Origin of the sequence: Bacillus sp. 95MFCvi2.1 (assembly GCF_000374965.1) — a bacterium.
Classification (GTDB): domain Bacteria; phylum Bacillota; class Bacilli; order Bacillales; family Bacillaceae_G; genus Bacillus_A; species Bacillus_A pseudomycoides.
Genome location: NZ_KB895696.1, coordinates 128,287 through 140,375 on the forward strand (window position 1 = coordinate 128,287; position 12,089 = coordinate 140,375).

The 12,089-nt window shown below is 37.6% G+C and carries 12 protein-coding genes; all 12 read left to right on the top strand.

Annotated features, from left to right (window positions below):
- Positions 1 to 217: 217 nt before the first annotated feature.
- Entirely contained in the window at positions 218 to 1,903 is a 1,686-nt protein-coding gene (locus C568_RS0112105; protein ID WP_018781651.1) for a long-chain-fatty-acid--CoA ligase, read from the top strand.
- 115 nt (positions 1,904 to 2,018) lie between these two features.
- Complete coding sequence (locus tag C568_RS0112110) at positions 2,019 to 2,606, top strand: TetR/AcrR family transcriptional regulator (RefSeq protein ID WP_018764425.1); 588 nt, start codon at positions 2,019 to 2,021, stop codon at positions 2,604 to 2,606.
- Between the two features lie 11 nt (positions 2,607 to 2,617).
- Entirely contained in the window at positions 2,618 to 3,394 is a 777-nt protein-coding gene (locus tag C568_RS0112115; protein ID WP_029427220.1) for an enoyl-CoA hydratase, read from the top strand.
- Positions 3,395 to 3,473: 79 nt separating this feature from the next.
- On the top strand, positions 3,474 to 4,247 hold the full coding sequence (gene etfB, locus C568_RS0112120; protein ID WP_018764423.1) for an electron transfer flavoprotein subunit beta: 774 nt from the start codon (positions 3,474 to 3,476) through the stop codon (positions 4,245 to 4,247).
- Positions 4,248 to 4,283: 36 nt separating this feature from the next.
- On the top strand, positions 4,284 to 5,261 hold the full coding sequence (gene etfA / locus C568_RS0112125) for an electron transfer flavoprotein subunit alpha (RefSeq protein ID WP_018764422.1): 978 nt from the start codon (positions 4,284 to 4,286) through the stop codon (positions 5,259 to 5,261).
- A 210-nt stretch (positions 5,262 to 5,471) separates the two neighbouring features.
- Positions 5,472 to 5,786 (top strand): thioredoxin, encoded by a 315-nt coding sequence (gene trxA, locus C568_RS0112130; RefSeq protein WP_003200692.1) that lies wholly within the window; start codon positions 5,472 to 5,474, stop codon positions 5,784 to 5,786.
- 169 nt (positions 5,787 to 5,955) lie between these two features.
- The gene (locus C568_RS0112135; protein ID WP_018781653.1) at positions 5,956 to 7,128 is read left to right on the top strand and encodes a hypothetical protein; all 1,173 of its coding nucleotides are present in this window, start codon (positions 5,956 to 5,958) and stop codon (positions 7,126 to 7,128) included.
- 87 nt (positions 7,129 to 7,215) lie between these two features.
- Positions 7,216 to 8,163 carry an SDR family NAD(P)-dependent oxidoreductase gene (locus tag C568_RS0112140; RefSeq protein WP_018781654.1) on the top strand — a complete coding sequence of 316 codons (948 nt, stop codon included), beginning with the start codon at positions 7,216 to 7,218 and terminating at the stop codon, positions 8,161 to 8,163.
- A gap of 16 nt (positions 8,164 to 8,179) precedes the next feature.
- Positions 8,180 to 9,058, top strand: coding sequence for a lysylphosphatidylglycerol synthase transmembrane domain-containing protein (locus C568_RS0112145; protein ID WP_080740072.1), 879 nt, complete (start codon positions 8,180 to 8,182; stop codon positions 9,056 to 9,058).
- Positions 9,046 to 10,521 (top strand): alkaline phosphatase family protein, encoded by a 1,476-nt coding sequence (locus C568_RS0112150; RefSeq protein ID WP_018781656.1) that lies wholly within the window; start codon positions 9,046 to 9,048, stop codon positions 10,519 to 10,521. The genes C568_RS0112145 and C568_RS0112150 overlap by 13 nt, the downstream gene beginning before the upstream one ends.
- On the top strand, positions 10,518 to 11,264 hold the full coding sequence (locus C568_RS0112155; RefSeq protein ID WP_018781657.1) for a glycosyltransferase family 2 protein: 747 nt from the start codon (positions 10,518 to 10,520) through the stop codon (positions 11,262 to 11,264). The genes C568_RS0112150 and C568_RS0112155 overlap by 4 nt, the downstream gene beginning before the upstream one ends.
- Before the next feature lie 49 nt (positions 11,265 to 11,313).
- Positions 11,314 to 12,075 (top strand): hypothetical protein, encoded by a 762-nt coding sequence (locus C568_RS0112160; RefSeq protein ID WP_003200702.1) that lies wholly within the window; start codon positions 11,314 to 11,316, stop codon positions 12,073 to 12,075.
- Positions 12,076 to 12,089: the final 14 nt, after the last annotated feature.

Genomic DNA, 12,089 nt, shown 5'->3' on the forward strand with positions numbered 1-12,089 from the left:
AAATATTAGAATGTACATCTTGGCGCCTCCTATACAATTAGAATAGATGCAAAAGATCTTGTAGGAGGGCTAGTACATATATGAGGTTATAAATGAATAGTTGTGTAAGAGTCAGAATATTATGATTGTAACACGATTATGGCTATAATATAATGAAAATAATCATCATGAATGGACATTCATTTTATTTGTGTAAGAACAGGAAGGAGGAATCGGAATGGAGAAACCTTGGTTACAAAATTATCCAAAGGAAATTCCGCATACAATTTCTAATGATATGCAGCCGCTCCATGTATATTTACAGCAGATGTCTTCTCGGTACCCAGAAAAGAAAGCGCTTCATTTTTTAGGGAAAGATATTACATTTGCAGTGTTAGATCGTAAGGTGAGACAATTTGCAAATTACCTTAAAAGACTTGGTGTGAAAAAAGGTGACCGAGTTGCGATTATGTTACCAAATTGTCCGCAAGCTGTGATTGGATATTATGGTACGTTACTTGTAGGTGGTATAGTGGTACAAACAAATCCCCTTTATACAGAGAGGGAGTTAGAATATCAGCTCCATGATTCCGGGGCGAAAGTTATTCTTTGTGTTGACCTAGTTTTTCCGAAAGTCACCAATGTTCAATCTGCTACAAAGGTGGAGCACGTTATTGTAACCCGCATTGCTGACTTTTTGCCATTTCCAAAAAATTTACTCTATCCAGTTGTACAAAAGAAGCAAAGCAACCTGGTTGTAACAGTAACGGAAAGTGATACGATTCATGTTTGGAGATCGGTAGAAAAAGAAAGTGATGAAATGGTAGAAGTGCCGTGTGATCCTGAAAATGATTTAGCACTCTTACAATATACTGGAGGTACGACAGGTTTTCCGAAAGGAGTTATGTTAACACACAAAAACCTTGTATCGAATACACTAATGGGTGTGTATTGGCTATATAACTGTACAGAGGGAGAGGAAGTCATTCTCGGTGTTCTTCCATTTTTTCATGTGTATGGAATGACTGCTGTAATGAATCTGGCTATTATGCAAGGATATAAAATGGTATTGATTCCGAAGTTTGATATGAAAATGGTGTTTGAAGCGATTAAAAAACATAAAGTTACACTATTTCCAGGAGCTCCAACAATTTATATTGCCCTTTTAAATAGTCCTCTACTTCGGGAATATGATATTTCTTCGATTCGGGCTTGTATTAGTGGCTCTGCCCCACTTCCAGTAGAGGTACAAGAGAAATTTGAAAAGATTACAGGCGGTAAGCTGGTAGAAGGATATGGACTCACAGAATCATCTCCAGTTACACACGGCAATTTTTTATGGGAAAAACGTGTGCCGGGAAGTATTGGTGTTCCGTGGCCAGATACAGATGCACGCATTATGTCACTTGAAACAGGAGAATATTTGCCACCCGGTGAGATTGGTGAAATTGTAGTGAAGGGCCCGCAAGTGATGAAAGGATACTGGAATAAGCCTGAGGAAACAGCAGCGGTATTACAGGACGGGTGGTTACACACAGGTGATATTGGGTATATGGATGAAGATGGTTTTTTCTATGTGAAAGATCGCAAGAAAGACATGATTGTTGCCAGCGGATTCAATGTTTATCCGCGCGAAGTGGAAGAAGTATTATATGAGCATGAAAAAGTGCAGGAAGTGGTTACGATTGGTGTTCCAGATCCGTATCGCGGGGAGACTGTGAAAGCTTTTGTTGTGCTAAAAGAAGGAGAAGTTTGTTCTGAAGAAGAGTTAGATCAATTTGCTCGTAAATATTTGGCTGCTTATAAAGTCCCAAAAGTATATGAGTTTCGGAGCGAGTTACCAAAAACAACAGTAGGGAAGATTTTACGCCGTGTCCTTATAGATGAAGAACAGAAGAAGAAAGAGGATGAGAAGACGGGCTAAAGGCCCTTTCTTTTTGAAAATATAGGATATAGGATTGACATTTTTTTAAATAGTCAGTATTATATGAAATATGAATGACCACTCATTCAGTCATCTTCTTGAAGGGGACAGTAAAGTGAAAAAAAATCGACCAAAATATAACCAAATTATTGATGCTGCGGTTATTGTAATTGCAGAAAATGGATACCATCAAGCGCAAGTTTCTAAAATTGCAAAGCAAGCTGGTGTTGCTGATGGAACTATTTATTTATATTTTAAAAATAAAGAAGATATATTAATATCCTTATTCCAAGAGAAGATGGGAGAATTTATAGAAAAAATTCGCCAAAAAACAGCAGGAATTGAAAGCGCTGTAGCGAAGTTATTTATGTTGGTAGAAACGCACTTCTTGCTGTTGTCACAAAATGATCCTCTTGCTATTGTCACGCAACTAGAGCTTCGTCAATCCAACCAAGAGTTACGCCTCAAAATAAATGAAGTATTAAAAGGATACTTACAAGTTATCGATGAGATTTTGGAAACAGGTATAAGACAAGGAGAATTCCAAGCGGATTTAAATGTTCGCGTAGCAAGACAAATGATCTTCGGAACAGTAGATGAAGTTGTGACCAATTGGGTAATGAGCGATCATAAATATGATTTGGTCGCACTTTCAAAAACGGTACATGGGCTGCTTATTTCAGCTTGTGGTTATCGTCAATAATGGGAGGGATCATGTTGAAATTCCTATCTGTAACAGTAGAAGACCATATTGCGGTGGCAACGTTAAATCATCCGCCAGCTAATGCGATGTCTTCACAAGTTATGCATGACGTTACTGAGCTAATTGATCAAGTCGAAAAGGATGAAAATATCCGCGTTGTTGTTCTTCATGGTGAAGGCCGCTTCTTTTCAGCAGGAGCAGATATTAAAGAGTTTACTTCTGTTGAGGAAGCGAAACAAGCAACAGAGTTAGCACAGCTTGGACAAGTTACGTTTGAGCGTGTCGAAAAGTGCTCAAAACCAATTATTGCGGCAATTCATGGAGCGGCACTTGGCGGTGGCCTTGAATTCGCTATGTCTTGCCACATGCGCTTTGCAACTGAAAGTGCAAAGCTTGGTTTACCAGAGCTAACGCTTGGACTTATTCCTGGCTTTGCAGGTACACAGCGTTTGCCACGCTATGTTGGTAAAGCGAAGGCTTGTGAAATGATGCTAACAAGTACACCAATTACAGGTACACAGGCATTAGAATGGGGACTTGTTAACGGCGTGTTCCCAGAAGAAACACTTTTAGAAGAGACTCTCAAAATCGCAAAACAAATTGCTGGCAAAAGCCCAGCGACAACTCGTGCTGTGTTAGAGCTATTACAAACAACAAAATCATCTCATTATTATGAAGGTGTACAGCGTGAGGCACAAATATTTGGTGAAGTGTTTACGGGTGAAGATGGAAGAGAAGGTGTAGCGGCATTTTTAGAAAAACGCAAACCTTCATTTAGTGGTAGGTAGTTCAAATTATTTTTTTAATATAAATTACCAGAATATTAAAATTGATAGAATCTTTCTGAAAAACAAGGGGGTAAATGGAATGAACATCTACGTACTCATGAAACGAACATTTGATACAGAAGAAAAAATCGTAATTAAAAACGGTGCAATTTATGATGGCGAAGCGGAATTCATCATCAACCCTTACGATGAATATGCGATTGAAGAAGCAATTCAAGTAAGAGATGCACAAGGCGGTGAAATTACGGTTGTAACAGTTGGCGGAGAAGATAGTGAAAAAGAACTTCGCACTGCGCTAGCGATGGGCTGTGATAAAGCGGTATTAATCAATATTGAAGATGATGTTGAGAATGGTGACCAATTTACAACAGCGAAAGTGCTTGCTGAATATTTAAAAGACAAAGAAGTAGATTTAATTTTAGGTGGAAACGTAGCGATTGATGGTGCGTCTGGACAAGTTGGACCACGCGTAGCAGAAGCGCTAAATATTCCATATGTAACAACAATTACGAAGCTTGAAATTAATGGCACAAGCGTGAAAATTGAGCGCGATGTCGAAGGTGATACTGAAGTGATTGAAACATCACTACCACTTTTAGCAACAGCGCAACAAGGTTTAAATGAACCGCGTTATCCATCGCTTCCAGGTATTATGAAAGCGAAGAAAAAACCGCTTGAAGAACTAGAATTAGATGATTTAGATTTAGAGGAAGATGATGTGGAAGCAAAAACAAAAACAATCGAAATCTATTTACCTCCTAAGAAAGATGCAGGAAAAGTGTTACAAGGCGAGCTGCAAGATCAAGTAAAAGAACTTGTATCGTTGCTCCATACAGAAGCGAAAGTAATCTAATAAAATACGAAATTATATATGCAGGAGGGAAAATCTATGGCTCGTAAAGTATTAGTAATGGGTGAAGTTCGTGACGGATCACTACGTAACGTTTCTTTTGAAGCAGTAGCAGCAGCGAAAACAATCGCAGAAGGCGGTGAAGTGGTTGGCCTTCTAGTTGGAGAGAGCGTTGCATCTTTTGCAAATGAATTGATTCATTACGGTGCAGATCGCGTTGTGACAGTTGAAAATGATAAATTAAAATCATATACATCCGATGGTTATGCACAAGCATTTTTAGCTGTGTATGGTGAAGAGAAGCCAGAAGGTATTGTCTTTGGACATACAGCACTCGGTAAAGATTTATCACCAAAGTTAGCTGCTAAGCTTGAAGCTGGCCTTGTTTCTGATGTAACTGCATTAGAAGTTACAGGTGGAAATGTTGTCTTCACACGTCCAATTTATTCTGGTAAAGCGTTTGAGAAGAAGGTTGTAACAGATGGTATTCTATTTGCGACAGTTCGTCCAAATAACATTACGCCACTTGAAAAAGATGAAGCGCGTACAGGTGATGTATCTTCTATTACAGTTGATGTAAAAGATTTACGTACAATCATTCAAGATGTTGTGCGTAAAACAGCAGAAGGTGTAGATCTTTCAGAAGCGAAAGTTATTATTGCTGGTGGACGCGGAGTGAAAAGTGAAGACGGTTTTAAACCGTTAAAAGAATTAGCAGATGTATTAGGTGGTGCTGTTGGTGCATCACGTGGTGCTTGTGACGCAGAGTATTGCGATTACTCATTACAAATTGGACAAACAGGTAAAGTTGTTACGCCAGACTTATATATTGCATGCGGTATTTCTGGCGCAATTCAGCATTTAGCTGGTATGTCTAACTCAAAAGTAATCGTTGCAATTAATAAAGATCCAGAAGCAAGTATTTTCAAAGTAGCTGATTATGGTATTGTTGGCGACTTATTTGAAGTGGTTCCTTTATTAACAGAAGAGTTTAAAAAGTTAAAAGTACATTCTTAATTTGAGTGACCCTTGAGTTCCAAGTGAAATACCCCTATATATAGAAAAACGAGAGGTCCCCTGCCTCTCGTTTTTTAGCATATACCATAGATTTTTTGTATAGTATAAAGGTACATTTTTTTGTTACAATACATAACGATACATAATATTCGCCACGTATATAACTTAATGATATACTTTTGGTAGAATATACTTGAAGGAGGAAACAAAATGGCAATTGTAAACGCAACTGACCAAAACTTCGCAGCTGAAACAAGCGAAGGTATTGTATTATTAGATTTCTGGGCACCATGGTGTGGGCCTTGTAAAATGATCGCTCCTGTATTAGAGGAAATCGATGCAGAATTAGGCGAAAAAGTAAAAGTAGTAAAAGTAGACGTTGATGAAAACCAAGAAACTGCTCGTAGTTTTGAAGTAATGAGCATTCCATCTCTTTTCGTGTTAAAAGATGGTAAAGTGGTTGACCAAGCGTTAGGATACAAACCAAAAGAAGCGTTAGTAGAATTAGTTTCTAAACACTTCTAATTCAAAAGTCCAGCATAAATGCTGGGCTTTTTTTTATTGGTTGAAATTACCTGCTAATAATATGACAACGAATATGATTTTTTTGTTGACACTTATCGTAAGCGCTTTTATAATCAATTTGATAATAATGAAAATCACTATCACTTAAGGGCGTAGGGGGAAGTAATCCATGACATTCAAGTTAAAAGTATTATCTGCAGCAGCAGTAGCATCTCTTCTTTTTGCAGGTTGTGCGAAAGAGGAAACAAAAAAATCTGAAGCACAAGATAAAAAGGCAGAACAATCTGTTAAAAAAGAAGAAACAAAACAACAAGAAGCAGACTTTGTACAGGCTTACAAAGATGGAGTAACTGAACTTGAAAAAGCGAAAGATGGCAAAGAGGTTGACTTCGATAAAGTAACAAAGTTATATAAAGAAAAGCTACAATCTCTTGTTCAACAACGTGATGGTGAATTTAACGAACAAATCGACCAAACAATTACAGCTGCATTAGAAGCAGGTAAAAAGAAAGAAATGGAACCAATGGTTGTAAAGCAACTATTTGATAAATTAATGCAAAAAGAATTCTTCCAATCAATGCGTCATGATTTCAAAGAAGTAGATGAAAAATGGGGCAAAAAAGATGATGTGAAGAAAGAAATGGAAGAAGCGCTTGCTTTTTATAAAGGTTTAGAAGGTACAGTTGGAAAGCGTGATACAGCATACGGTACACAGATGGCTTCTCAAATTAACGGCGGCTTTGATGAAATGAAAGCTACAATTGACAAAGGTGACAAACTTGCATTTGCGCTTGGTAAGCAAGTTGTAGATAAAACGTTAATGAAAACATTCTATTTTGCAACAGGTGCTCTGCCAAACGGTTATGCTACAAAAATGGTAGAAGAAGCAAAGAAAGATGAGAAAAATGCAAAGGTTGAGCAAGCAGAAGGATGGGCATTTTATCAAGCTATCTATTCATATATGAAAAAAGCAGCTCCTGAAGATGCGGACTTTATCTTAAAGCAGTTTGATTTAAAAACAGATGTGAAAACAGTTGATGCAAAAGCAGTAAATCAAGCATTTGTACGTGGATTCGCAAAAGTTGCATTAGGTGAGTATAAAGAAAGCCAAGAAAACTTTGGAAAAGACAAAGGTCCGGTTACAGCATTAGAGGGTGCATTGTTCATTAATATTATCGAAAATGATTTAAAAACAGTACTTGGTGAACAGGAAACAGTAGAGTTAACAAAAACAGCACAGTCTTATTTAGAAGCAGTAAAAGCGAAGAAGAAAGAAGATGCTGATAAATTGTTACCACAACTTGAGTCTGCCTTAAATAAAGCTGTTGAAACAGCGAAATAGTCTGCTGATACGTATGTCTTTTTTGAAGAAACCTTGTCTTGACAAGGTTTCTTCTTTTACATGATGTGATAGAGGGTAGTGAAACGAATGAAAGTATTAATTACTGGAGGGGCAGGTTTTATTGGAAGCCACCTTGCTTTGAAACTGTTAGCACAGGGAAAGCAAGTTGTACTACTCGATAATTTCCACTCCTACTACGCAAAATCAAGAAAACAGTTCCAGCTTGAGCAAGTCCAGCGCTGTGGAAATGTTCCATTTTATGAGTGCGATATTTTGCACAAGGAAGATGTGAAAGCTATTATGCAACAAGAGAAGGTTGATGCAGTTATTCATTTAGCTGGATTTCCAGGTGTGAGGCCGTCGCTCGAAATGCCTGGTGCTTATGTTGATATTAATATAAAAGGGACAAGCAACGTATTAACATGTGCAGGAGAAGAAAATGTAAAACATGTTATCGTAGCATCCTCTTCTTCTGTGTATGGAGAGCAAATGGGAATGCCCTTGAAGGAGGAAATGGCGAACGGCCGTGTCTTATCTCCTTATGCAGCATCAAAATACGGAGCAGAATCACTTTGCCATGCTTATCAATATATGTATGGATTTCAAATGAATATTTTACGTTTCTTTACTGTATATGGTCCGTGGGGGCGTCCTGATATGGCAATAGCAAGCTTTACCCGGAAATTGCTGAATGGAGAAGAAATTATTGTATATGGAAAAGGAACAGGCCGAGATTACACATATATTGATGATATTACAGAAGGAATTGCTCTTACGTTAGAGTCGAATAGAAGTGATGTATACAATCTAGGGTCGAATGCACCAATTTTAATGACGGAATTGCTTACGCAGTTAGAAAAACATTTCCCATTAATGCGTGTAAGGAGAGAAGGGCATCGTAAAGGAGATGTGACATCGACGTGGGCTGATATTTCGAAAGCGAAAGAACAGCTTGGATATGAACCTCGTGTATCATTTGCAGAAGGGTTGGAGCGAACAATTGCTTGGGCGAAACAATATCCGGATACTGTTTAATCTTTGTGGTATTTTTTTGTTATGTGTTTTTTTTGTCATATCGTGGAAATCGTTTGAAGCGTCTTCTTTGTGGAGACAACTGTATGGATTATGGAAACATCCTTATACGGTAATGTTTCTCATTATGATGTATGGCGTTGCATTTTTCTTTCGTGCCTATGCTTGGAAATTGTATCTTCATCATCATATTACAATGAAAGAGGCTTTATGTGGGTTGTTTTATAGTTTGTTTATTAATCATGTTTCTCCATTGAAAGTAGGAGATGCTGTTCGGATTGCAATTATTACAAAAGAAAAAAAAGTGACCTTAGGGGAAGGGGCACAATCAGTTGTTGTGCTCCGTATATTAGATTTGCTTATCCTTGGTATATTTGGAGCCGTAGGGATGTTTATAATGTGGGGAGATATTTTGCTGAATGCTCCCGTTATCCTCGCTTGTATATGTACTGGAATTGGTATGTTGTTTCTTATGCATAAGAAAGCACCGCAATTTGTAGAGAGTCAGTGGAAGCAATTAAAGGCAGTTTTGTTTACAGTACAAGGGATCATTATTATCTTACTGATTGTAATAAGCTGGATTTGTGAAGCTTTTGTTATATATGAAATCGCGAGTTCTCTTACATTTATACAAGCGATTTGGGTCAATAGTGTGACCATCGCGGGGCAAGTATTTCAATTAACGCCAGGCGGTATTGGGACATATGAAACGGTAATGACGTTTGCGTTAAGAGCGCTTGGGGTAGGATCAGTAGAGGCGTATGAATGGTCATTAATGAGTCATGGATTTAAGTTTATATTTTCTTATGGTGTGGGCGCACTTTTACTCGTTTTATATCCCATGGAATTGCGTTCACTTGTTAGTCAGAAGGGAGAAAACATCCGGTGGAAGAAGTAAAAAAGGCATCAAAATTTGAAAAGGTAGCAGCCCGCTGCTGGAACTTGCTGAATGAAGGGAAACCATTTACACCGATTTTTGTATTCGGTACATTTTTATTGTTTTCTATCTCACAGTTTGGACAAACTGGTTTTATTTCAGCATTTGTTAGCAGTTTTGTCCTCGTTGTACCTTTATTTGTTTTATATTATTTGTTTGATTTTCCATTGTTTTTACGAAACTATTTATGGTTTCCGTTTGTTGCCTATTTAATTGTATTTAAGATGGTTCATTTACCATTATTCTTTTTTGCATTAGGATTATATTTCTTCTTTACAATTTTATTTTGGGGAACGTTATATTATCATTTGCGGATTGGGACATCATGGTTGAACTTTACACGATTTTGGAAGCTTGTTTTGAAAAATAGTGATTCTACAAGTGGGAATGCACAGGAACAAATGCCAAAGTTTTTACTATTACTTTCGCTTTGGTATTACTACTACGAGTTCTTCCAAGAGGGTGGTACATTTAGTGGTGTAGATTGGAAAACGCTTCTTATATTTTACGGTGCTCTTCTCGTATATACACTTATATTACATCGTAATTTATTTGATTGGCAGCCGAAAGCAATTCCTACTTATACGAAGAATATGCCTGAAAATCAAAAGGCATTAAATGAAAAAGTAGTCGTGATTGTGATTGACGGTATGCGAAAAGATCGTTTTGAGGCGGCGCATACACCATATTTAGATTCACTTCGAAAACAGGGGACAGAGTTTTTAAATATGGAAACTGTATATCCGGCTCGTACAGTGGTATGTTTCTCATCTATGTTTACAGGAACGTATTCATTTGAGCATGGTATTAAATCGAATATGGTTTGGAAGCATGGAGTGAACGTAGAGAGTATTTTTGATTCTCTTCGTAAAGTAGATAAAACAGGGAAAATGTTAGCAGTTGCGCATTTAGTCGACGCGTTTGGCGATGATGTGGAAACATTTACGGCTGTAATGAAAAATGATGTTGTCGATTCGAAAATTATGGAGAAAGCAAGAAAAATTATGGATGAACAAGATCCGGATTTATTTATCGTCCAGCTTATTTCTACAGATCAAACAGGGCATAGTCGCGGCGTATTATATGATGAATATTTACAAAAAATTCATGAAGCAGATCAGCATGTGAAGCAGTTTATCGAGCATTTAGAGAAAACAGGCAAAGCAGAAAATACGACATTTATCATTTGCGCAGATCATGGACAAGCGGATGGAATTGGTGGTCACGGTCATTTAGATGAGGGCGAGCGGTTTGTACCATTCTTTATGTGCGGTCCTCATATCGCTCAAGGAATAAAAGTAGAAGAGAAGAAGAGTCTTGTTTCTATGGCACCTACAATTGCTTACTTATTAGGAGCGCCGTATCCATCTCATAGTCGTGGTCCTGTATTAGTAGAAGCGTTAAAGGAGCAGGAAAAGGAATGAAAGTAATTGTTTTTATACCAGCCCTAAATGAAGAGGATTCTATTGCACATGTCATTCAAAAGGTGCCGCGTCATTTTCATCCAAATGTAACGGTAGAAGTACTTGTCATCGATGATGGCTCAACTGATAGAACAGTAGCTGTTGCAAAAGAGGCGGGGGCTGATCACATCGTTTCATTTGCAAAAAACGGAGGACTTGGTGCAGCTGTTCGAGCAGGTTTACAGGAGAGCTATCATCTTGGGGCTGACATTAGTGTAATGATTGATGCTGATGACGAATACCCAGCTGATGAAATCCCGAATATACTTGAGCCTATCTTTGCTGGAAAAGCAGATTATACGATGGGTTCTCGTTTTCGAGGAACAATTCGAGGGATGAAATTACATCGACGTCTTGGGAATTACTGCTTTACGATGTTGCAATGTTTGTTACTACGGAAATGGATTCGTGATGGACAATCAGGCATGCGTGCCTTTTCTAGACAAGCCATGGAGCATGGGGAAATTATTCACGATTATAACTATGCCCAAGTCATTACTTTGAATTTAGTACGAAAAGGATTTCGAGTACAAGAAGTACCGATTACGTATAAAGTACGAAAAACAGGGGAGTCTTTCATATCTTTTCGTAAGTATATGACGCGTGTGTTTCCAGCGATTTGGAAAGAAATGACACGTCCGGTAGAAAAAGTTACGATTGACTATGCTGCACATGTATTAACAGAGGATAAGAAGTGCTCGTAGCGAGCATTTCTTATCTTGATAATTATCATTAATCTCGGGAGGAACGTTCATGAAAAAAATCATTACATCATTATTTGTTGTTATTTTCTTAACATTTTCAATTCAAACGAGTGCATTTGCTTATTCGTATGGAAATCCGAACGAAGAAAAAGTTGCAGAGGCATATAAGCAAATGGTTGCAAAGCTAGATGAAAATCCGGCAAACTTTAAAGAAGCGAAAAAAGCATATGAGAATGTGCAAGAAGAAATTGATCAACATATGGGAAAAGAACCTTCTAAAGCAATGATGAAGGACTTTGATAAACAAAATAAAGAAGATATCATTGCTGATATGCAAAAAATTCTTGCGCTTAATATTAATCGCCGTTTAACAAATGTTGATGAAAAATTTACAGACTATGATACAAGCAAACGTTTATTAGCTAAAGCATTTGCTACATATGAAGCGTTATCGCCAGTTGTTGGTGAGCGCAATAAAGAGTTGGATACAAAGCTAAAGGATGAATTTAATAAAGCATTAGAATCATTAGGAAACCCAGGATTATTTGGGGTAGGTCAAAAAGAAGCAAATCAAGATGCTTTCAAGAAAAGTAAAGATGTTATTTTAACAAGTTTACAAAAAGAGTTTAAAATTAAAGACTTTAAAGTGGGACACTTCAGTGCGAATAGTCAAGAAGATAAAGTAGCTTCTGATAAAACAGAAAAAGCAGAGTGGACAGATTTAAGTAGCTTGAAAAACTGGGCTCCAATTGTAGTTATTGTACTTATACTTGTTGGGGTCATTGTATATGCTGTAAGAAAACGTAAGTAAGGATGAGGGGGAAG